We start from the raw sequence: 24,783 nt of genomic DNA on the forward strand, positions 1-24,783 counted from the left end.
ATGCGGGAGAGTAGGTAGTTGCCATATTTATTTAAACCGCCTTACTGCAAACAGTGAGGCGGTTTTGTTTTGTATATACCTCAACTCGTATATTGTATCTGATAGGAGTTACTGCTTATTGCCATTGGGATCAAAAACGTGTAAGCTTTCCATAGAAAAGGCCGCAGCTGTTGTTAACTCATTAACAATAGCTGCGGCCTTTATAATTTATCGTGCAATAGTTATACTTTCGGAACCCATACACTTACACTGCCTCCCTTTGTTAAAAACTTGCCATTGCCATGATCATCTAATGTAATCTCTGCTTCATGGTTGCCTAAAAAATCTACATATACCCAACCCTTTTTATCTTCTCCCAGGTTAATGTCTTTATGTCCTTCTTCACTGTTACTCATCAGTACAATGCAGCCAGCATGTTCTTCATCACCATTACGTACCCAGCCGATGCAGTTGGGATGATCCAGAAAGTCCTGCTGATCGCCGTAAGCAAACTGCTGACGGGCTTTCAGCATCTGTTCTATCTTATTCACCACAGGCATGAATATCTCGTAGTCATTGCCATCATTACCTTTATCCCAGTAATGAGCACCAAACGCGTCTGGATAAAATAAGCAGGGATAGCCGTCTTTCCGAAGCAGTATTAACGCGTAGGCAAGTGGCTTAAACCAAGGCTCTACCGGTGCCTCCAGTGATTGCAGAGGCTGGGTATCGTGGTTGGCTACAATGGTTACAGCATTTTCCGGTTTGGTAGCTACCAGTGTGTCATTAAAAATGGTACTCATATCAAACTCTTTTCCGCATTTAGAGGCGATATGGAAGCGGTTCTGCAATATTGCATCAAATAGCTGCATACGGCCACCAGTAGCCTCAATATACCTGTGCAGAATGCCTACATCTGTGGTCTCCCAATACTCACCCACTACAAATAAATCCCGCTGAACATGGGTGCGTACATAATCCAACCATTCATTAAAGAAGTAAACAGGAATATGTTTTACAGCATCCAGGCGCAGACCATTAAAGTGGGCAGTTTTATGGTACCAGCTGATCCAGTGTTTCAGTTCTTCTTTTACGGCTGGATTACGAAACTCAATATCGGCATGCATCAGGTAATCGTAATTGCCAAATTCTTCGGAAACTTCATCTTCCCACGACTGGCCATATTCATTATTAATCTTGAAAATGCCACACTCATCAATATCCGCTGCATAATCTACACCGGTAAAACTGTGGAAGTCCCAGATATACTTTGAATACTTTCCGTCCCGGCCCGGGAAAGTAAACTTAGTGAATGCCTCAATTTCAAATTCGTCTCCCTGTATTTCGTTCCGGTTTTCGGGGTTTACACGCCACACTTTTACGCGTTCTTTCTCGTCCGCGCCGCCTTTATGGTTAACTACTATGTCTACGTACACCATCAGTCCTGCCTTTTGTACCGCTGTAATGGCAGACAGATAATCGCGCCGCGAACCGTATTTGGTATGTACAGATCCCTTCTGGTCAAACTCGCCCAGATCGAACAGATCGTAAGTGTCATAACCGATTGATTGATTGCCATGAATGCCTTTGTAGGCAGGCGGCAGCCACACTGCGGAGATGCCGTTAGACGTAAGCCAGGGAATATCTTTCCTGAGTTTTTTCCAGAGAGATTCGTCAGCAGGGTAATACCAGTGAAAATACTGGAGAAGGGTACCGTTTTTCATAAAATTGTTATATATTGTTGCAAGTGGAACGCATACAATCCGTTAGAAAAACATGCCAAAAAAAATGTTAACTACAGGTGGACAAAACGGTATAAAATTTGATTTTAAAATTTCCCGCATATTCCTTAATTTTGCCATCCTTTATTTTGGGCTTATTGTTAGTTATGGTTACAGGCATGGCCATTTAGCGTGTAACAGGTTAACTCTCAGTTATTAAGAGGTGTTTCCTCCCTGAAATTAATTTTGCAAAAACCGGTTAATTACAGATATGTCATCAACTACAGTTCAAAACAGGGTCAGCTTCGGTAAATCTAAACACCTTGCTGAACAGCCTGACCTGCTCGACATTCAGTTAGAATCTTTCCGTGAATTTTTCCAATTAGAAACCACACCTGACAAACGTAACGTTGAAGGGCTGTTCCGTGTGTTTAAGGAAAACTTTCCTATCACAGACACGCGTAACATTTTCGTATTGGAGTTTCTGGATTATTTCATTGACCCGCCGCGTTATACTATCGAGGAGTGTATGGAGCGTGGTTTGACTTACGCTGTGCCTCTGAAAGCTAAATTACGGTTAAGCTGTAATGATGAGGAGCACGTAGATTTCCAAACCATTGTGCAGGATGTGTTTTTAGGTAATATTCCTTACATGACCCCCCGTGGTACGTTTGTGATCAACGGCGCCGAGCGCGTGGTTGTATCTCAGCTGCACCGTTCACCTGGTGTATTCTTCGGTCAGTCAGTTCACCCCAACGGAACCAAGATTTACTCTGCAAGGGTAATTCCGTTCAAAGGTGCGTGGATGGAATTCGCTACCGACATTAACAATGTAATGTACGCGTACATTGACCGTAAGAAGAAGTTCCCTGTAACTACCCTGTTACGTTCAATCGGTTTTGAAACTGATAAAGACATTCTGGAATTATTCGGAATGGCAACAGAAGTGCCTGCCGACAAAAAATCTTTACAAAAACATCTCGGTAAAAAATTAGCTGCCCGTGTACTGCGTACCTGGGTAGAAGATTTCGTGGATGAGGATACCGGTGAAGTGGTATCTATCGAGCGTAACGAGATTGTTATGGAGCGTGATACCATCCTGGACGAAGAAGCAGCGGATACCATTGCTGATCTGGATGTGAAGAGTGTTTTCATTCAGCGTGAAGATGTTGGTGGCGACTATGCTATCATCTACAACACATTAAACAAAGATACCTCTAACAGTGAACTGGAAGCCGTTCAGCACATTTACCGCCAGCTGCGTGGTGCTGATGCTCCGGATAACGAAACTGCACGTGGTATTATTGATAAATTATTCTTCAGCGATAAGCGTTACGATCTGGGCGAAGTTGGTCGTTATAAAATCAACCGCAAACTGAGCGTAAACCAGAAGCTGGAAAATAAAGTATTAACGAAAGAGGATATTATCGAGATCATCAAATACCTGGTTCGCCTTACCAACGGTAAAGCGGAGATTGATGATATCGATCACCTGAGCAACCGTCGTGTACGTACCGTAGGTGAGCAGTTATATGCTCAGTTTGGTGTTGGTCTGGCCCGTATGGCCCGTACTATCCGCGAGCGTATGAACGTTCGTGACAATGAGGTGTTTACTCCGGTGGATCTGATTAACGCGAGAACTCTTTCTTCCGTAATCAACTCTTTCTTCGGTACTTCCCAGTTATCACAGTTCCTTGACCAGACCAACCCGCTGAGTGAAATCACGCACAAGCGTCGTATTTCCGCGTTAGGCCCCGGGGGCTTAAGCCGTGAAAGGGCAGGTTTCGAGGTGCGTGACGTACACTATAGCCACTACGGCCGTCTGTGTACTATTGAAACTCCGGAAGGACCAAACATCGGTCTGATTTCCACCCTTTGCGTACACGCGAAGATTAACGATATGGGCTTTATCGAAACTCCGTACCACCGCGTGGATAACGGTAACGTAAACCTCAGTAAAGTTAAATTCCTGAGTGCAGAGGAAGAAGATACTGCTAAAATTGCCCAGTCAAGTGCTGAGCTGGATGCCAACGGTGATTTCGTGCAGGACAGAATTCTGTGTCACGAAACCGGTGACTTCCCGCTGTTAACAAAAACAGAAGTGGAATACATGGACGTTGCGCCTAACCAGATTGTTGGTTTGAGTGCCTCTCTGATTCCGTTCCTGGAGCATGATGATGCCAACCGTGCGTTGATGGGATCAAACATGCAACGTCAGGCTGTACCATTAATTCTGCCGCAGTCACCTATCGTAGGTACCGGTCTGGAAGGTAAAGCTGCGCGCGATGCACGTATTCAGATTCACGCGGAAGGTGATGGTGTGGTTGAATTTGTAGATGCGAAAGAAATTCACGTTCGTTATAACAGAAACGATGCTGACCGTCTGGTGAGTTTCGAAGACGATCTGATCGTTTATCGCTTAACCAAGTTTATCAAAACCAACCAATCTACCAACATTAACCTGCGTCCGGCCGTAAGGAAGAACCAGCAGGTGAAAAAGGGCGACTTCTTAACAGAAGGTTACGCTACTAAAGATGGTGAACTGGCGCTGGGTCGTAACCTGCAGGTGGCGTTCATGCCATGGAAAGGTTACAACTTCGAGGATGCGATTGTAATTAACGAGAAAGTAGTTCGTGAAGACCTGTTTACTTCTATACATATTGAAGAGTATGAGCTGGAAGTACGCGATACCAAACTGGGTGAAGAAGAACTGACTCCGGATATTCCAAACGTTTCTGAAGAAGCTACCAAAGATCTGGACGAGAACGGTATTATCCGTATCGGCGCCCATATCCGTGAAGGTGATATCCTGATTGGTAAAATCACTCCTAAAGGTGAAAGCGATCCTACTCCGGAAGAAAAACTGTTACGTGCTATCTTCGGTGATAAAGCCGGTGATGCCAAAGACGCTTCTCTGAAAGCGCCAAACGGTACAGAAGGTGTAGTTATTGATAAGAAGCTGTTCCAGCGTGCGAAGAAAGACAAGAACGCTAAAGTTCGTGAGAAAGCGCAACTGGAGAAAGTAGAGAAGCAGCACGAGCAAAATGCAGAAGCCCTGAAAGAGCTGTTGCTGAGCAAGCTGCAGACTTTACTGAAAGACAAAGCTTCTACCGGTGTTGCCAACAACTTTGGTGAAATGCTGATTGGTAAAGGTGCTAAGTTCAACGTGAAAAACCTGAGCAGCATCGACTATCAGAACGTTAATCCGCTGGGTTGGACCGGTGATGATGTAATTGACAACCAGATTAACATTCTGTTGCACAACTACAACATCAAATACAACGAAGAACTGGGTCGCTATAAGCGCGAGAAATTCAATATCTCTATCGGTGATGAATTGCCGGCTGGTGTATTAAAACTGGCTAAAGTTTACCTGGCTGTTAAGCGTAAGCTGAAAGTAGGTGATAAAATGGCGGGCCGTCACGGTAACAAAGGTATCGTTGCCAAGATTGTGCGTGCAGAAGACATGCCGTTCCTGGAAGATGGTACCCCTGTAGATATCGTTCTGAACCCACTGGGTGTACCTTCAAGGATGAACCTGGGTCAGATTTACGAAACCATCCTGGGATGGTGCGGTAAGCGCTTGGGTGTTAAATTTGCTACTCCGATTTTTGACGGTGCTACACCTGATGAAATTGCAGCACATTGCCAGGAAGCCGGCATACCAATGATGGGTCACACCCACCTGTATGATGGCGAAACCGGTGATCGTTTCCACCAGAAAGCTACCGTTGGTGTAATCTACATGATTAAACTGCACCACATGGTTGATGATAAGATGCACGCCCGTTCTATCGGACCCTACAGTCTTATCACACAACAGCCGCTGGGTGGTAAAGCACAGTTCGGTGGTCAGCGTTTTGGTGAGATGGAGGTGTGGGCACTGGAAGCATACGGTGCAGCCAACATTCTGCAGGAACTGTTAACCATTAAGTCGGATGATATCATTGGCCGTGCGAAGACTTACGAGTCTATCGTTAAAGGTGATAACATTCCAAGAGCTGGTATTCCTGAATCCTTCAACGTGTTAGTACACGAACTGAGAGGTTTAGGTCTGGATCTGAAATTCGAGTAATCATCTCTGCGATCGCTTCTATGATTGCACAGATTACGATACAGGAGGTCATTCCCAAAAGGAATGGCCTCTTTTTTTGAGTATACGCGATCCATGTTTTATAAACAGCAACAGACGGTATAAATAAACCAATAATACCCGATGGAAGGCATAAACGTTATCGATGAAAAGTTGATAAAAGCACCAGGCATACTGCATAACCCCTTCCGCGCTGAAGCAGGTGGCTTTTTTGTGGTGCAGCAGGGCTGGTTTCGCTTTTTGTGCAATCAGGAAACGGTTACCTGCCATGCGGGAAGCCTGTATTTTATTGCCAGAGATAAGGTATATACCATTGAAGAGGTGTCCGACGATTGTATCTATACATGTATCACCATTGATGCTGCTTTTTTGCAGGAAAATGGTATACATATAGCGGGTAGCGATCTGTTTCAGGTTACTATTGCTGCAAACACACGCCAGTATGCAATTAGCGAGGCAGAAACGGCCGCATTTGGCCAATTACTGGCCATGATAGGGCACCGGCTGGAGAAAGGTTATAGTGACGTTTTTCAGCACGAAACGGTGCAGCACCTGGTAATTGCCGCCATTTACGAAGCAGGGGCTTTATTCCGGCTGCACTCTTCCGGTATTCATTCACCTGTCAGCCGCAAAGAGGAACTGACCACCCGCTTTCTGGATTTGCTGCATGAACATTTCCGGCAACAGCGGGGCATTGGTTTTTATGCGGATGCGTTGGCAGTTACACCTGGCTACCTTACCAAAGCACTGAAAGAGGTAACGGGCAAGGCGGCGAGTGCTCTTATAAGTGCAGCGGTTATTGCAGAGGCTAAAATGATGCTGGGCAATCCTGCTATCTCAGTATCTGAGGTTACACAGGTTTTACAGTTTAGCGACCAGTCTTTTTTTGGCAAGTATTTTAGAAAATATACAGGATTTTCTCCCACCGATTACAAACGAAAATCCCGCGGCTTTGCTGCGCGCGCATTTTAACATATATCTTATTGAATAAATACTTAATTTGGAATAACTGTTCAACCAGAACAGTGGCCTGATTTTTCACCCTGAATCTATCAGATATGCAGCTATTTAAATACACCGTTACAATATGCCTGCCAGTTATCTCCTGTATATGTGCGGCTCAACCTGCGCGGAATGCTAAAATAACTGTTACCTGGAAAGGTCTTGCCAAACCCGTTTACCTCTCTTACTCAGATAAATATTCTTTAGGACAGCCTCCCAAAGAACTCGCCGCTAACAGTGCTTTATTTGAATATATAGGAACAGAGCCATTGACGTTAATTTGCCAATATGATACTCTTTTTTTTCCGGTGATAGCCAGGCCGGGAGATGCTATTGTGTTGCAACCGGACAGCAGCGGAGTTATAGACGTATGGAGTGAGCAGAAGGATAGGTTAGATGAATTGCGCTTTTTCCGGATGGCTACGTTGGATATTGGGGCCATAATAGGGGAGGAATCGAAAGACAAAATTCCCCCTCCGCTTCTTCACTTTAAAGAAAAAGATGCGGCTTTTTTTGCAAAATATAAAGGGCATTTAAAACAACCGGCACACTCGTTATCTGAATTGAGAGAAAGATTATTGGATAACTATAAAGCAAGAGTGGCCTATCTGGAGCTGTATAGTAAACAGCATTCATTATCTGATGACTTTGCGCATACGGGAAAAGCTTATTTTCTCTATCTGTTTCTGTATCATCAGTATAATGCGCTTAATCATTGGGGTAGGGATACAAGTGTTATTACGCTGGCTGAACAGGAGTTGTTTAACGGGGAAGGTAAATATTTTAACTGTGATAGCTGTATCTCCGTTAGTTCATACCGTTCTGCCGCACGCAGTTTCATTACTTATCAGGCGGGACTGAGAAACAAAAAGTCGCTCCGCGATCAATATTTATTGGCGACTGATATACTGAAGGGGATAACCAGGGAGTATGTATTATATGCGCTCTTAAAGCAGGGGATAAATGAAGGTAAAGCTGGTTTGGAATCAGCTGCCCTTGCATTTCAGCAGGTATGTAGAGATGATTCCTTGAGGAAAAATATAGCGTTGAATTATGACGCCAGAGGCCGGGATATACCTGATGGTACGTTGTTGCTGGATGATGCAGGAAAAAGGGTATTATGGGATTCTGTTCTAAAGCAACACAAGGGAAAGTTGATATATATTGATTTCTGGGCAAGCTGGTGTATGCCATGTATGAAAGAAATGCCTGCTTCGCAAAGGCTACAGCAAACTGTTACACCGGAAAAGGTTTCCTTTATATACATATCTATGGATAAAGATAAAGCGGCATGGTTGCAGGCTCAGAAGGCACATGCGCAAATGTTCAGGGGTAAGTCTTATTTGCTGCTGAACAATTTTAATGCGCCTATTGTGAAAACATATCACATAAAAACCATTCCCCGTTACATGCTATTTGATAAGCGTGGAAGAATACTGGCCGCGGATGCCTTTAGGCCCGGTGAAACAGCACTGTGGAAAATGCTGGAAGACAACTGGTGATGCCATCCCACATTTTTTAACGTTTCCACTAACCTTTCGCCTTCTTTGTTTGTTAAATTGCAGATACTTAATCTTCTAACTATGCGCAAACTGATTGTTGCAATGGCTGTGTTATGTTCAGGAACGGTTGCTATGGCCCAGAATCCTTTTCAATACCTGCTGATAGGTACCAACGCTGACGGAAAAGACGGCGGCATTCATGTATATCGCTTCAATCCCAATAAAGGGGAAGCCACTTTTGTAAGCAAGGTGGAAACCGGATATCCCACGTATCTGGCTGTTTCTAAAGACCAGAAGTTTGTATACGCCGTAAATGAGTATCCCGGTAAAGACGATGGGGATGCAAGTGCTTTTGCACTGGACAAAACCAAAGGGCAGCTTACTTTTTTAAACAAACAAACCACCGGAGGCACTTCACCCTGTTATATTGCTGTGGATTCAACCGGTAAAAATGTAGCGGTAGCCAATTATGCCGGCGGTAACCTGGCCATATTTAAAACCGGTTCAGATGGTACCTTACAGCCTGCGGCGCAAAATTTGGCGCACGAAGGTTATGGTGTAAACGTAACCCGCCAGGAAATGCCCCACCCGCATTGCGCGGTATTCAGCCCGGATGAAAAATATATGTACTCCTGTGATTTGGGTAACGACCGTGTATACCAGTATAAATTCGATGCCGGCAGCGCTACTCCGGTAACAGACGCTGAGCCTGCCTATATTACGCTGGAAGATGGTTTTGGTCCACGCCATATTACTTTCTCTAACGACGGCAAATTTGCCTATGTAATGACTGAACTGGCAGGCAAGCTGCTGGTGTATGAGGTAAAAGATGGTAACCTTACCGAGATACAATCTTTACCTACAGCAAAAACAGGCGATAAAAGTGATATGGGTGGTGCTGATATTCATATTACGCCTAATGGTAAGTTCCTATATGTATCTACCCGTGGCAAAGCCAACGAAATCACTATTTTCAAGGTGAATACAGATGGAAGATTGCTGGAAGTTGGGCGTCAACCCGTGGGCATGCATCCCCGTAATTTCATGATTGATCCCACAGGTCGTTTTCTGCTGGTAGCCAACCGCGACAGCAATAATATCCAGATATTCGTTATCAATAAAAACTACGGTTTACTGGAGGATACACAAACCACTATTCAGATAAACAAGCCGGTTTGCCTGAAAATGGTACCGGTGCGATAACAAAATATTCCAATTGATTTTTTGCCGGATAGTAGAAAAATCTGGCTTTCAAAGGCTTTCTTCATTGTTGTACAGTTGATGCGCAATGAAGAAAGCCTTTCTTTTTCCGGCAGTTTATGGCCGGATTTTTGCTCTTTAGAGCCTGACCAGATACTGGTTTGTTCTGTTTCCTGCCTGTAATAACTGAACAATTAGATTAGACTACAGCGCCTGTAATATAAACAGGTAGCGCCTATGAATGGACTTAAACGAGAGTTATAGCAAGGGTATATGACTACAAGAAGTTGTTACAGAAATAACTGTAGATAATATTTTGTATTTATGACAGCATCAATAGCGCAGGAGTTTTATAAGCTGCGGGACGAATGGCAGACTATTGACTCCTTACAAACCTGGAAACTCGCCGTTTGGGTAGCAGAGTATCCGGACGTGGATATCATTGACAAATTTCTGGAAATTGAGCGTTCCCCTGTGGGAACGTTTAACGACTTGTTCTTCCGTTTCGACAGCGAGTATAAAGGCAATGCAGCAGACTTTGAAGTATTACTCTGGGAAGAATTTCTATCATGGTTTAACGATTGCCCGCATCCTGAACTGGATATGTATACCGCTCTGGTGAACAGTGGACTACTTACCCAGCCTTTTCAACCAGACAGAACATTGCAGCCGGGGTTGACAAGTCTTTGGCAGGAGCTGCTGCGTTTCAGAGCCTGTATCAAAGATATTGACAAGCACACACATTTTTGTTTATACTTTCCCGTGGTATTATATCATACGCACAATATAGCCGTTTGGCTGAAGAAAGTATTGAACGGGGTTCCGAAGGAGATAAGACTGGTTACTATAGACTTTGCACAGGATAGACGCGTAAAGCTGAAGCCATCTGCCCCCTGTGTGTACCTGTATCCTAAGCTGAACATGCTGGATGCCGTAAAGAATGAAATGAAGAAGGACTGCGGCAACTATAACACCGTAGATGCAGAAGCCCGCTTTACCCGGCAGATAATAGAAGTGATGGAGTCTACCACTAAAGACAAAGGAAAAACCACTCCTAAAGAAATTCATAAACTATTTTCTATTGTACGGGAGATGCATTCACCTGCCGCACAAACAGGCAGCTGGATGGTGGCAGCGCAGGCATATTATGCTATCCGCGATGTTGCCAACAGCCATGTATACACCGATAAAGCCATAGCTGCTTCGGCAGAAGCCATGCAACAGCAGGATACGGCTGGCTATCCGGTTTGGAAATCGTGTATGATGCTAAAGGCAGCGCTGCTATATGGAGAAAAGAAACGAAAAGCAGCATTGGAAGTGTATGAACAACTGGCAGATACTGCGGCTGCATATGGTGATGCTTATACGGTAATGGAAGGCCGGAGGCTGGCCGGGCATTTACACTATGAACTGAAAGAAGCTAATACTGCTTTTGAATACATGCTGCTGGCTTTAAGTGCAGGTGCTTATCTGGAGCCGCCAGTAAGGCGGCAGTCTACCTTTTTACATGCAGCCTATATGGCTGTGTTTCTGGCAAAACGGGTACGTAATGCAGAACAGGAAGAGGAGCTACAGGCACAGTTGGCTGAATGGCTGGGCGAAGACTGGGAAGCATTGCTGCAACAGGAAGGCGTAGGGCATGCGAAGATTAAACGGAAAACCAGTATTATTTAATTGAAGCAGAAAATAATATGTATTTAGGCACATTGCAATTAGTGGATAATGATTTAGAAGGATACACAACCCTGGCCTTTTTACAACAGCAGGCAGAGGTAATATTGTCACTTGAAAAAGAGATAGAGACGGTAGATGAATATGCAGGGCTTATTGAAGATGCCAATGCATTTCTGGAACGGTTGGGTAATGGCGCGTATGAAACTATCCGCCATGAGATGGCTGTTGAATTAACAGAAAGTGCCTATGGTCAGGGAGATTATACTCCTTCAGAAGCAGATGTGTCTGATCTGGAAAAAGAGTTAATACTTGATGCTGTTCATTTTTATCAGGGTAGTACGGTACTGATCTTTCATGCTCCGGAAAACTATCCTGATATGCAGATATGTTGTCAGGTTGATGATGAAGGGAATATAGAGGATGTAAGTGTTTACCAGCATAATAGCTAAAGAGGAAAAGTAGCGTTATAGTACTATAGCAGCTGCTGACTTACAGAAGTGTTGCTTGATTTAAAAGCGAAACTGCCGAGTGATATGAAAAATGTAATGATTGTTTTAAAGGTTAACTCTATGAGTAAAGCCACCACGTTTTATTGTGATGAATTAGGATTGTTTGAATTGGGACAGGATTTTGGAATGGGACAGATTTCTCTGGAAGGTAAGGAGAATAAAAACATCAGGCTTTTACTTCAGGAGGGGATGCCACAGGCAATGGGTCTTTTGTTTAATTTAGCAGTAAATGACTGCGATGCGGTTTTTGAACGTTTGAAAAGTGTGCCTTTTAAAACAGGAGCGCTGTTACTGAATGAGGAAATATTTGAATACCCTTTGGGAAAGAATGTAACGCTGAAAGATCCTGCAGGCAATATGTTCCTTTTATATGAAGATTATAGTCAGCGTTAGAGATATCACCTGAATAGAGTATGAGTTTAATGGGTAATAATTTATAGCAGAAATTATAAACATACACCTATGTCGATAGCCGCACAAGCATTGGGAAATGCTGTTACAACGCCTGCTCCCCGTAAAGGTTTTGGGGAGCTGTTTGCGGAGAAGAAAGACAAGCTGGATCGCTTTCAGAAGCAGATGGCAGGTGTGTTACCTGCTATGCCGGGGCAGTCGGTAGCTAAATTTTATGACCTTGCCATGGGCATAGACTTTCACTCCAGTGTATTCCCACCGTCTCCGTTATTACCTGTACCTCATATAGGGATGATATTTGATATTATGGGGGCGGTAATGAGTGCTATTGCATCCGTACTTCCGGAGCCCCCACCACCTCCGCCCGTAAAAGAAGGGGAGGAGCCGCCGGAACAACCGGTAACACTGGCCAGCGTTTGTACAGCTATTGTGAATGCCATGAAGCCATCTGTGCAGGTACATGGCCGTTGGGTTGCCAATGCGGGTACCGGCATTCAGCACCTGCCGGGTATTGTTGCGCATATCCCTTTTCCTGTTATCACGCCCATGGCCAGTTCTGAAATGTTTATGGGCAGTAGTACCGTGCTGGCAGATGGCGGGCCTTGCAGCACTCGTTTTCATCCGGCACTTTCCTGTAATCTGGTGGGTTTTCCTGCAATGCCACGGATGAACAAGCCAAAGACGCGTATGGCTTTAATGGCACCTACCTCCATGCTGCTGATTGAAACGTCAGGCGGTAAACCCGTGCTGGTGGGTGGACCTCCTACGATAGATCTGTTTCAGCTGGGCTTTCAACTGGCTTTGAAAGGTATGGGTAAACTATGGAAGAGAACGGGTAAGGGCCTGCAGAAAGTAGCTGACCGTGTGAAGCCTAAGAACCCTCGTTTGGGTAATGTTCTACAGTTTATCAAATGCCGGCTTTTTGGTGAGCCGGTAGATGCTGCTACAGGACGGGTATATGCCAATCATACCGATTTTTCCTTACCAGGGCCTATTCCTTTTATCTGGAAGCGTACTTATTACAGTGATGCGGAAGTAAATGGCCCGCTGGGGTATAACTGGCATCATAGTTATAATATGGGAATTTACAACATGGGCAATGGGGGTGTTACCCTTCGCCTGCAGGATGGGCGTGAAATAGCAATGCCTGCTGTTGCTTATGGAGAAGTTGGCTACGACCGCAGTGAGCAGCTATTTTTAACTTGTGATGCGATGGGGTGGCTGGTAACAGATGCAGATAAACTACAGTATCGTTTTCAGGCACCAACTAATCAGGAAGGTTTTCATATGCTTTCTTCTATCGCTACCACTGATGGTGTTGCTATTCATTTTGACTATGATGCACGGGGCTGTTTACGTGAAATAACCGACAGCCGCGGACAGGTAATAGCAGTAGACACAGATACGGAAGGTCGTATACTGCGTTTGTATACGTTTGCCAATGGAACAACGGTTGTTTTTATTGAATACCGCTATGATGAACAGGGTAACATGATGTATACCGGTGATGCCTCAGGTGGCCATAGATATTTCACTTACAACGGTCATTTGCTTGTGGAATACAGGAATGCTATGGAGCAGCGTTTTTACTGGGAGTATGAAGGTAACGGAGAGAGTGCACGGTGTATACATACCTGGGGAGACGGAGGCATATTAGAATACTGGGCTTCTTATACAGAGGGGCTTACTGTTGTACGAAACAGCCTGGGATTTACCACGCATTATTACTATGATGAAAGGAAGCTTATTTATAAAATAGAAGATGGTGCCGGCGGCATTACAAGACAGGTTTATAATGAACATGGAGAGCCTGAGGTACTTATTAATCCCGGAGGGCTCAGTCAGCGCTTTGAGTACAATGTTTACGGTAGATTAATAAAAGCTGTAAATGAAAATGAGCTGGCAACTTCTTTCTCGTACGATGAGCGGCTGAATCTGATTTCTATACAACAACCGTCGGGAGCTACCATCAGTTGGGAATATGATAATTTAGACAGGATAAGAACTAAGCAGTTTCCTGATGGGCGCAGATTGCAGTTTACTTACGAAGGTGTATATATGAATGCTATTACCGATGGATCAGGCAGAAGTGTTCATTTTTATTTTAATAACCGGCATGATCTGGTAAAGCAGACGTATCCTAACGGAAGTTTTCAACAGTGGAAGTATGATGATCTTGGAAATACCGTCCAGATAACAGATGCAGGAGGAAATATTACCACCTGCAGTTATGACAATGCCGGCAATATTGTTGCTATGGAAGAGCCGGATGGTAACAGACAATTTTTTACCTATGATGCAAACGCTAATCTTATTCATGCCAGAGATGATTTGAGAGAGGTGCGGTTTAGTTACGGTAGCCTGGGCGTTTTACTAAGCAGAACGCAAAACGGTCGAAAAATAAAGTATGTATATGATACGGAACTTCAACTAAAAAGTATCGCTAATGAAAGCGGGGAGGTATATCGGTTTTCGCTGGATGGAATTGGGAACGTAGTAAGCGAATGGGGATTTGATGGACTCAATCGCAGGTACGAAAGAGATGCTGCCGGAAGGGTTAAACGAATTTTACGCCCCAATAACCAGTGGGTTGCTTATGAATATGATGGTACCGGAAATGTGGTGAGTGAGCAGTATGATGATGACAGTGGTACTGCTTTTAAATACAATAAAGATGGATTGCTGATTGCTGCGCAAAACGCTGATACAGGAATAAGGTTGATAAGAAATAAGGCAGGAAAAGTAATACAGGAAATACAAGGCGGGTATACAGTAGAACGTACTTATGATAGTGAGGGTAATGCTGTGCTATTAAAGAGTAATCTGGGGGCGTCTGTATTGTTTGAACATGACCGGATGGGGAGTGTTACCCGCATGCAAAGTGGCGACTGGCAGGCGGAATGGTTGTATGATATGCAGGGATTAGAGCTGCAACGAAAAATGAGCGGAGGGGTAAGTGTGGTTACTGAGCGCGATAAGCTTGGCAGAGTAATAGGGCGTACCATAGAAACTGCTTATCCTGAAATTAACAGAACCCGGTATAAATGGGGAAGAGGAAATCGCTTACTTCAGATTTCCAGTGGCATAGGAAAGTCTGTAACGGATTTTGACTATGATGAGTGGGATAATTTAACCTGTGCTACTTATTCCGTAGCACAGGATGTTGAAAAAGTATACCGCCTTCCTGACAAAATTGGCAATCTCTTTCACAGTACTGATCAAAAAGAAAGTGCATACGGAAAAGGTGGGCAATTAGTACAAAACGAAAAATACAATTACTATTATGACAGGGAAGGTAACCGGATATTTAAGGAGTTTAGAAAAAACAATGGGATAGTTGTAAAGGACAAACAGCTGCTGGAAAAAGAACTGGGAATTGTATTTACAGGAAGTGCATCTGGCTGGAGGTATCATTGGCATAGCAACGGGTTGTTACATAAAGTAATACTGCCACATGGTGGTGAGGTGGTGTATTATTATGATGCCCTGGCGCGGCGCATAGCCAGAGAATACAAGGGAAGCGTTACCCGATGGGTATGGGATGGAAATGTTGTATTGCATGAATGGAGCTACGAAGGCAGCTTTCCGCCAGGCAGATTGATTGAAGAAAGCGGTGCTTTAACGGAAGTGAAGGAGCCTGTTACGAATGTGACTACCTGGTTATATGAGGATGGCAGTCTGGTACCTTGTGCAAGGCAGGAGGGGGCGGAGCACTACAGTGTTGTAGCCGATTATATGGGAACGCCTACCCATGCCTTTGATAAAGCAGGTAATAAAGTATGGGAGCGCGATCTGGATTGCTATGGTAAAGTAAGAAATGAAACAGGGCGCACCGGCATGGTGCTACACACCTGGCAGGGGCAATGGCTGGATGCTGAAACAGGATTGAGTTATAACAGGTTCAGGTATTATGACCCTGAAACCGGCCATTATCTTTCTCAGGACCCAATCAGACTTGAAGGGGGATACCATCTTTATGCTTATGTTCATGATCCCAATACCTGGTTAGATCCCTTTGGATTAAATCTGGTAAATGGTGTTCCGCAAAATCCGGGAGTAGTAAGAAGGTTTATGTCCAAAGCGGAGTTCAAAGAATTTAAAAAGAACGGATTTAAGTTTGATCCTAATGATTCCCGTGGGGGAATCAGCGTTACGTCTGTAAAGGTAGACCCTAAAAACCCCGATGCTATTAAGAGAAGTACAGGGGCCTTAGGTGCAGACTATTATGCAGATATTAACACGGTAGGAAAGAACGTAGAGTTGAAAGGCAAAACGAAAGGCGGGGTAATGGACTGGAAGATAAAGGATAACGTTTCGCCTGATGATATTATAAATACTGGAAAAGTTTGTAAATAACAACAGCATGAATACAGCAGAAAGAATAAAAAAATACCTGAATCTCCGGGAATCTCTCAGGCATGAACTTTCGTTGATTGACATTAACAAACCTGACGATGGACTTGAAGGTGCGTTACGTGAATTGTTGAAAGATGTAGCTTTTGAAGGTAAGGTGTTTGAACTGATGCTGCAGCTAAACCCTGAGGTGGCAGCAGATCATTTGAGAATGTATTATTTAGACGACGACCCCTATACTAAGGCCCGGTTTAAAGGAAATCTGGATATAATGCTGGATGATTATAAAGTGATTTTAGGAGAAGATGCATTTGCGAAGTTGGTTAGTAGTCTGCCGGAGGAAACAGTAAATCATCCTGTGGTTAAAGAGGCTATAGAATTTGCCAATGATGATTAAATTACTGACTATTCAATTGTGAGTGCTTCTGTATTTGAAGCATTCACAATTGAATAGTCAGTATAAAGTATGCTGCTGGTTTAAAACTTAAACGCCACACTCGCCACAAACTGCCTCAGCATTTGCGGGTCCATAGTAGAGTAACCAATCCAGTATTGTTTGTTGCCAATGTTGTTGAGTTTGGCTGATAACCGGAAACGTGGCTGATCGTAAAACGCAGTTCCGTTGAACACTGTGTAAGCCGGTAAAATAAATTCTCCGTTGGCGCGGGAGTTTACCGCATAACAATCACCTACATAGTTACCGCCAAAACCAAAGCCCAGACCCTGTGCCTTGCCGGTGGTAAATTGATACCCTGCCCAGAAGTTTACAGCGTTTCTGGCGCCTGAAGTAATGGGGCGCAGGCCATCCAGATCAGCAGAGGTGTTGATGTATTTGCTGTCGTTATAAGCATAGCCGGCAGTGATGTTTAAGCCTGCTACGGGTAACAGGGTAATATCTGCTTCAAAGCCCTTGCTTTTCTGGCTTCCATCCTGTATGCTAAAGCCTATGTGGTCTGGGTTGGGGTCAACACGTACCATGTCTTTTACTTTGATATCGTAATAGCTTATGGTTCCGGATACTTTGCCATCCCACATATTTAATTTCACACCACCTTCCCACTGGTTGGCCTGCTCGGGGCGGAAGGGCTTTCGGTTAAAGTCCTGACCGTTCACATTGGTAAAACCGTTCTGATAGTTACCGAAAACGGATACCTGATTTTTAATTACCTGATAAACGATGCCGAATTTGGGAGATAGTGCGGTTTGCTTATAACCGTTGTAATATTTACCATTATCGGGGTTCAGGGAGCCTTTGTTATTGAAGTGATCTATACGTAATCCCACATTCACCAGCAGGTTTTCGGTAATATTCAGTACATCGTTAAAGTAGGCGCTGTAGGTAGAAGAAACGAGGTTGTTGGTATAATGATAAGGTCTGCCTGCGGCAAAGGCAGAATCTACCTTGGCTTTATTGAAATCGGTATAGCGTGGAAAACTGTCGTTAACAGGAGCCACATCAAATGCATACTGATAGGGCAATCCATACAAAGAGCCTACAAAGCCGTTGTAGGTGATGTTGTAGTTGTAATTGTAATAATTCAACCCACCGGTAAAGCGGTTGCGCATATTGCCCACAGAAAAATCGCCCAGAAAGTTTTGCTGCATTTCTATTGCATTCTGATTACCTACGGGTTTCCATACCATACGGGCCAGATTGTCTGCACCGGGCGTACCGAATGTTACAGCGCCTGTAGATATACCTCTTACAAAAGCCGGTACAAAGTTGGGCATCAGGTAAAAGAAGGGCATATAGCCTTCTGAACTGTTGTTATTGCGGGAGATATTGGTTTGGCTGCTCCACTGACCGGACAGCTTATAGTTCATCTGCCCGTATATGTTCGCCACTCTGGTTTCATTCACAAGATCGTTGCTGTAAAAAGAGCGTTGGTAGTTCAGCTTCAGCTGATCGGCGCGGTTAACGCCGTAGGCTTCCTGTACGGTTTTAGGATAGGCCTGCATGGCTACTGCAATTTGTGCTGGTGTTAAAACGCGCGACAGTAAACCTACTACTGTGTTCTGGTACTGGCTGGGTGGAACAAAGTAAATAACCTGCGCACCACCTGCTGCCTGGCCTGATTGAAACTCTGCATCCAGGTTAAAAGATAATTTATCGTTTACCTGATAAGAGAGGCTGGGAGATACGTTGAATATTTTTCTGAAACCATAGTCCTGAAAGGTATTCTGGGTAACAAAGGCGGTGTTGAGGCGGAAGAGCAGTTTGCCCTCTGCATCTACCGGAGTATTAATATCTGCCGACAGTCTGTGTAAACCATAACCGCCACCGGAATATTGAATTTCACCACCCAGGTGATTGTAAGGGCTTTTGGTTACCATATTAATAAGGCCGCCGTAAGAGGTGATGTTGTTTCCGAAAAGGGTGCCCGATGGGCCTTTAATCACTTCTACTCTTTCAATGTTTGCCACATCCACATCGGTAATGGTATTGCCCGCAAGGCCGTTTCTGGCTTTGGGCTGTGTGGCAAAGCCTCTTTGCGCATAGTAGGCGCCACCGGTTCCGGCGCGGCCTACCGATTCCCACAGCGGCATTACACCGGGAACGTTCTTCACGGCATCTGATACACTAAATACCGACTGCTGATTCATCAGTTCTTTAGATACCGTTGAGTAAGACTGGGCATTCTCCAGGTTCTTCAGGTTCATTTTGCCTACATAATCGCTGGCGGCAGTGTTGTATTTGTTGCGGGCTGTTTTTACGATAATTTCCTGTAACTGCAGATCGGACAAGGCCAGCTGAATAGCCACCTCGCTGGTTTGGCCAGATTGTACGGTTACCTTTTGTGTAATATCTGCATAGCCTAACAGGGAGGCTGCCAGATCATACGTACCGGGTTTTACATTTTTGATGGTAAAATGTCCGGTGGCATCTGTTACAGCGGCCCTTCCGGTTTTTTGCAGCAGCAGAGAAACGGCGTAGGCTCCTTTGCCATCGCTGGTGGTAACGGCCCCTTTGATAGTGCCGTTTTGCTGTGCGGTAAGCAGCATTGGGAATAGGGCAATAAAAAATAATCCCAACAGTTGTGGGATGCAAGTAGTCTTTGTCATGAATAAAAGCTTAGTCAGTAATCAGTTTTGTAATCGGGGCTGCAAGCTAGAGGGTTTTAGCGGGAAAAAGTCAAAAGGTAAAAGGGAAAAGTAAAAAAGGTCTGCGTCGGGAAGGAAGGTGATGAAGAAATGGGAAATATAGAACAAAGGAAGGGTAAAGAAAAGGCCCACATCTTAACGATGCAGGCCTATGGCAAAAAAACGAAGCACTTTTATGACTTAATTTGCCAGCCGCTTTATCAGGCCATCTGGCTTGTGATAACCCGGCATGGAACTAGTGCGATAACAACCAGTTCTTCAGTTCGTTGAAGCTGGCTTTTATAACCGTACTTTCCTTTTGTTTACCCAATAAATGTTGCACACTTTCGGGCATGGATATTTTCTGGCCGGTTACTTTTTCTATCGCTTCCGGAAATTTAACCGGGTGGGCGGTTTCCAGGAAAAAGCCTTTCTGAGCGGGGGCTTTCTTACCAGCGCCCGGCGTTTCATTTCTTTTCTCCAGAAAATCGTTCAGCGCATAATAGCCTACGGCACCATGTGGGTCCAGCAGGTATTTGTGTTTGCTGAATACTTCTTTTACAGTTTCTACGGTAGTATCGTCGTTAATGCTGTAGCTGCTGATGGCATCTTTTACTTTCGGAAACTCGTTGCCAAACAGCTCCAGTATACGTACAAAGTTGCTGGGGTTACCAACGTCCATGGCATTGCTAAGGGTGGCTACGGCTGGTTTTGGCTCGTAGCTGCCACCGCTGGCAAAGTATACAGGTACTACATCGTTATCGTTACAGGCGGCTACAAAATGCTGTACAGGCAGGCCGGAAATATGGGCCAGTATACCGGCACAGATATTACCAAAGTTGCCGCTGGGTACCGATATAACAGGGGCCTTTGCCTCTTTCCATTGCTGGTAAGCAAAGAAATAATACAGCTGCTGCGGCAGCCAGCGTGCTACGTTAATAGAATTGGCGGAGGTAAGGCTGATGATTTTGTTCAGCTCTGCATCGGCAAAAGCCTGCTTTACCATGGCCTGGCAATCGTCAAAACTGCCTTGTACTTCCAGTGCGGTAATGTTCTGGCCGCAGGTGGTTAACTGTAGTTCCTGTACGGGGCTTACTTTGCCGGAAGGGTACAGGATAACCACCTTTACACCTTCCACACCCAGGAAGCCGTTGGCAACAGCGCCACCGGTATCACCGGAAGTGGCTACCAGTACGGTAACTTCTCTTTTGTTATTGCGGTTAAAGTAACCCAGGCAGCGGCTCATAAAGCGCGCGCCTACATCTTTAAACGCCAGCGTAGGGCCGTGGAATAACTCCAGCGAAAAAATGTTATCGGTTACCTGCACCAGCGGAAAAGGAAAGTCTACCGTTTCCTTTACAATCTGCTGCAGCACGGCATCGGGCATACTGCCTGCTACATAAGGCTGCATTACGGTAAAGCCCAGTTCTTCTTTGCTGTAGCTATGAATGTTTTTGATAAAATCGGCAGGCAATGAAGGAACATGCTCCGGAAAATACAAGCCCTTGTCGGGCGCCTGTCCCTGTACAGTCGCTTCTGCAAAGCTTACTTTGGGCGACCGGCGGTTAAGACTATAGTATTGCATGTGAATGATTAATTATGTTGAATGTTTGGCTTTGAATCAGCTGAAATATCCTGGCGCCATTTGACACTGAATATTTTTTTTGCTTTTTGGGGCTTTTATCGTTTGATATAACCCGCGTGTTTTTAGCTTCCGCTCTCCATCAGACTTCTTGCGTTTGATTTTGACTTCTAACTTTTGACTTTTTCCTTTTGACTTTACCCTTCCAGTATCTTAACCCCTTCTGTATTAATGGTAGTTACATAAGTATGAAAGTCCACACCCAGTTGAGTATAACAGTCTTTCATCACTTGTTCCACTTCCAGCGCTGTCTGCTGTTCTTTACTCAGCATAAAAATAGAAGGGCCGGAGCCGGATATACCGCCACCCAGCGCACCCGCAGCTTTACAGGCTTTCTTTAAATCATCAAAGCCGGGTATGAGAATACTGCGCACGGGCTCTACCAGATAATCTTCCAGCGAACGGCCGATAAGGTCGTAATCGTTTTTCAGAAAACCGGCTACCAGGCCTGCGATATTGCCCCATTGCTTAATAGCATCTTTCAGCAATACCTGTTGTTTTAAAATAGCTCTGGCATCGGCGGTGCGTACTTCAATCTGCGGATGTACTACGGTTACATATAACGGCGGAGATGACAACGGTACAATATCCAGCGGAAAGATAGACCGGATAAGGGTTACGCCGCCGAAGATACAGGGAGTAACGTTATCGGCGTGTTTAACACCGCTGGCTACTTTTTCGCCAAACATGGCAAACTGTACCAGTTGGTGTTTGGTAAAGCGGTTGCCCAGCAGGTGGTTGGCAGCTACTACCGCGCCTGCGGCGCTGGCAGCACTGGAGCCTACGCCACTACCGGGTTTAATGCGTTTATGAATTAATACAGAAAAACCGATGTTGTCTTCTACTTCTTTCAGCATCTCCAGCAGCGGAGCGCCTGCGGTATTCAGTGCAGGATCTTCGGGCAGGGGATATCCATCCGCGCTTTTAACAATCACCTTTTTCTCGTTCAGCAACTCCACTTCCATGATATCGTAGGGATCGTGCAAACACAAGCCCAGTATATCAAAGCCACATACCAGGTTGGCAACGGTGGCAGGAGCGGCTACTTTTACTTTCTTATTATCAGAAGACATTTTGTTCGGTTTTGAAAATTACACTCTCGCGGTTCTTATAATATCGGCAAATACACCTGATGCAGTTACATCTGCACCGGCACCAGCACCTTTTACCACCAATGGTTGCTCAGGGTAACGCTGGGTATAAAATAACACGATATTGTCTTTACCATACAGGTGATAGAAGTCTGAAGCAGGTGGTATATGCTGCAGGCCAACAGAAGCCTTACCGTTTTCGAAAGTGGCTACGAATTTCAGCTTACAGCCTTTGTCAGCGGCTTCTTTATACAGCTTTTGAAAGTGTGCTTCCTGCTTACCCATTTCCTGATAAAAGTCTTCTACAGAGCCATCAAAGCAGGAGGCGGGCAGGAATTGGGTGTTGGATATATCATCCATTTCCAGCTGCTCACCGGCTTCCCGCGCCAGTATCATAATCTTACGCATAACATCAGTACCACCCAGGTCTAAACGTGGATCGGGTTCTGTATACCCTTCTGCCTGTGCCTGACGTACCACTTCTGCAAACGGGCGGGTACCATCGTAATTGTTGAAAACGAAGTTGAGGGTGCCAGACAGTACTGCCTGCATTCTGTTAATGCGGTCACCGCTGCGTAACAGGTCGTTTAAGGTGCCTATTACCGGCAGGCCTGCACCTACATTGGTTTCGAACAGGAACAGGGCGTTATAAGCCGCTGCAAGCGATTTTAACTGCTGGTAGTAGTTGTAGGGCGATGAACAGGCTATTTTGTTACAGGCTACTACAGAAATGCTCTTCGATAACAGCTTGCCGTATATCTGTGCTACGTCTGCATTGGCAGTAACATCTACAAATACGGTGTTGGGCAGGTTTCTGGCTACTACGCCGGCAACAAACTCATCCAGCTGCATATCGGCGCTGTTGTCCAGTTCCTGCTTCCAGTTGTCCAGTGCTATGCCTTCTTCCTTCAGCAGCATTTTGCGGCTGTTGGCAAGGGCTACTACTTTTACTTTCAGTTTCAGGTGCTGTTGCAGGTAGGCTTGCTGTTGCGCCAGCTGGTCTAACAGTTTACCACCTACATTACCTACGCCGGTAATGGCTACGTTCAGGTTTTTGTATTCAAATTCAAAAAAGGCTTCGTGTAATACCGTGACTGCCTTTTTAGCATCGTTGAAAGAGATAACGGCACTGATGTTTCTTTCAGAAGAACCCTGTGCAATGGCGCGTACGTTAATACCGTTGCGGCCCAGTACACCAAACATTTTACCGCTGATGCCGGGGTGGCTCTTCATCTGATCGCCCACCAGTGCTATAATGCTCAGGTTGCGCTCTACTTTCAGGGCGTCTACCTTACCGGCTTTTATTTCGGGCTCAAACGCCAGGTCTACTGCTTTTACTGCCTTTTCTACATCGGCAAGGTTAATGGCCACGCAAATGGCATGTTCAGAAGAACTCTGGGTAATGAGGATAACATTGATTTCTTCTTTGGCCAATGCCTCAAACAGGCGCTTGGAAAAACCGGGTATGCCTATCATGCCACTGCCTTCCAGGCTCAGCAGGGCAATGTTGTTCATGCTGCTGATACCACGTATAAACTCTCCCTCTACACTGGGGGTATTGCGTATTAAAGTTCCATATTCCTGCGGGGCAAATGTGTTTTTAACCCATACCGGTATCTGCCGGGCCATTACCGGCTGAATGGTAGGAGGGTAGATGACCTTGGCGCCAAAATGCGAAAGCTCCATGGCTTCCTGGTAAGATATTTCGGCAATGTTTTTTGCGTTGGGTACCCAGCGCGGATCAGCCGTCATCATACCATTTACATCCGTCCATATTTCCAGCGCTTCTGCCTGTAAGGCGCCGGCGAAAATAGCAGCGGTATAATCAGAACCACCACGGCCCAGGGTAGTGGTATGCCCATCTGCATTGGCGGCTACAAAGCCGGGCGCTGCAAACAGTTTGGTGGTGGAGGCATTTACCTTATCGGCAATCAGCTGATTGGTTACGTCAAAGTCTACTGCTGCAAAGCCGAAATTGTTATTGGTGCGTATCAGTTTACGCACATCCAGCCATTCGCAGGGCTGGTTGGTGGCTGCATAGTAATCTGCTACTATCTGCGAACTCAGTAACTCCCCAAAGCTGATGATGCGGTCTCTGGTACGGGGCGATAATTCGTTGAGGCGGTATACGCCTTCGCAAATTTCATCCAGCTCGTTAAACTGCTGTTTTACTTTGCTGAGGCAGCTGCTTTGCTGTGTAACGGGTAATAAAGCTTTCACCGTATCCAGATGTCTTTTTTCCAGTTCAGATAAAACCTCTTTATAGGCTTCATCTTTGTTGGCTGCCAGGGTACCTGTTTTAATTAAAAGATCGGTAACACCGCCCAGCGCGGAAATAACTACTACTGTTTTATCCTGGCTATACTGCTCCAGTATGTTTATTACTTTTTTTATGTTATCAGCATTGGCAACCGAAGTTCCACCGAATTTGAGGACTCGCATATTGTTTTGAGTTGTGGTAATGGCTTTAGATTAGGTCATGTATAAAAACGTTCCCTTTTTTAAGAGAAGCAGCGCCTGAGCGC

14 protein-coding genes are annotated in these 24,783 nt (G+C 45.1%); 9 read left to right on the forward strand and 5 right to left on the reverse strand.

The annotated features are described in order from the left end of the window. Positions 1-221: 221 nt before the first annotated feature. Positions 222-1,703, reverse strand: coding sequence for an alpha-amylase (gene amyA, locus IEY13_RS28765; RefSeq protein WP_188959087.1), 1,482 nt, complete (start codon positions 1,701-1,703; stop codon positions 222-224). A 268-nt stretch (positions 1,704-1,971) separates the two neighbouring features. On the opposite strand from amyA, the gene rpoB reads away from it, so the two are divergent. From rpoB to IEY13_RS28810, 9 genes are all read left to right on the forward strand, one after another. Continuing rightward, positions 1,972-5,775, forward strand: coding sequence for a DNA-directed RNA polymerase subunit beta (gene rpoB, locus IEY13_RS28770; RefSeq protein ID WP_188959089.1), 3,804 nt, complete (start codon positions 1,972-1,974; stop codon positions 5,773-5,775). Between the two features lie 141 nt (positions 5,776-5,916). Next, positions 5,917-6,765, forward strand: coding sequence for a helix-turn-helix domain-containing protein (locus IEY13_RS28775; RefSeq protein WP_188959090.1), 849 nt, complete (start codon positions 5,917-5,919; stop codon positions 6,763-6,765). Positions 6,766-6,851: 86 nt separating this feature from the next. After that, the gene (locus IEY13_RS28780) at positions 6,852-8,297 is read left to right on the forward strand and encodes a TlpA family protein disulfide reductase (protein ID WP_188959091.1); all 1,446 of its coding nucleotides are present in this window, start codon (positions 6,852-6,854) and stop codon (positions 8,295-8,297) included. An 81-nt stretch (positions 8,298-8,378) separates the two neighbouring features. Continuing rightward, entirely contained in the window at positions 8,379-9,500 is a 1,122-nt protein-coding gene (locus IEY13_RS28785; protein WP_188959093.1) for a lactonase family protein, read from the forward strand. Positions 9,501-9,821: 321 nt separating this feature from the next. Next, positions 9,822-11,171, forward strand: a complete 1,350-nt coding sequence (locus IEY13_RS28790) for a hypothetical protein (protein ID WP_188959095.1) — start codon at positions 9,822-9,824, stop codon at positions 11,169-11,171. A gap of 17 nt (positions 11,172-11,188) precedes the next feature. Continuing rightward, a complete protein-coding gene (locus IEY13_RS28795) occupies positions 11,189-11,620 on the forward strand; it encodes a hypothetical protein (protein WP_188959097.1) in 432 nt (143 codons plus the stop codon). An 84-nt stretch (positions 11,621-11,704) separates the two neighbouring features. Continuing rightward, entirely contained in the window at positions 11,705-12,073 is a 369-nt protein-coding gene (locus IEY13_RS28800) for a VOC family protein (protein ID WP_188959099.1), read from the forward strand. Positions 12,074-12,142: 69 nt separating this feature from the next. Next, positions 12,143-16,447, forward strand: a complete 4,305-nt coding sequence (locus IEY13_RS28805; RefSeq protein WP_188959101.1) for a DUF6531 domain-containing protein — start codon at positions 12,143-12,145, stop codon at positions 16,445-16,447. Between the two features lie 7 nt (positions 16,448-16,454). Further along, positions 16,455-16,841 carry a hypothetical protein gene (locus IEY13_RS28810; RefSeq protein WP_188959103.1) on the forward strand — a complete coding sequence of 129 codons (387 nt, stop codon included), beginning with the start codon at positions 16,455-16,457 and terminating at the stop codon, positions 16,839-16,841. An 80-nt stretch (positions 16,842-16,921) separates the two neighbouring features. Here IEY13_RS28810 and IEY13_RS28815 read toward each other — a convergent pair whose 3' ends face one another. From IEY13_RS28815 to thrA, 4 genes are all read right to left on the reverse strand, one after another. Then, positions 16,922-19,507 (reverse strand): TonB-dependent receptor, encoded by a 2,586-nt coding sequence (locus IEY13_RS28815; RefSeq protein WP_188959105.1) that lies wholly within the window; start codon positions 19,505-19,507, stop codon positions 16,922-16,924. Positions 19,508-19,781: 274 nt separating this feature from the next. Next, the gene (gene thrC, locus IEY13_RS28820) at positions 19,782-21,110 is read right to left on the reverse strand and encodes a threonine synthase (RefSeq protein WP_188959107.1); all 1,329 of its coding nucleotides are present in this window, start codon (positions 21,108-21,110) and stop codon (positions 19,782-19,784) included. Positions 21,111-21,304: 194 nt separating this feature from the next. Next, complete coding sequence (locus IEY13_RS28825) at positions 21,305-22,240, reverse strand: homoserine kinase (RefSeq protein WP_188959109.1); 936 nt, start codon at positions 22,238-22,240, stop codon at positions 21,305-21,307. A gap of 18 nt (positions 22,241-22,258) precedes the next feature. After that, the gene (thrA, locus tag IEY13_RS28830) at positions 22,259-24,721 is read right to left on the reverse strand and encodes a bifunctional aspartate kinase/homoserine dehydrogenase I (protein ID WP_262892000.1); all 2,463 of its coding nucleotides are present in this window, start codon (positions 24,719-24,721) and stop codon (positions 22,259-22,261) included. Between the last annotated feature and the right edge of the window lie 62 nt (positions 24,722-24,783).

The organism is Filimonas zeae (genome assembly GCF_014641615.1).
Classification (GTDB): Bacteria; Bacteroidota; Bacteroidia; order Chitinophagales; family Chitinophagaceae; genus Filimonas; species Filimonas zeae.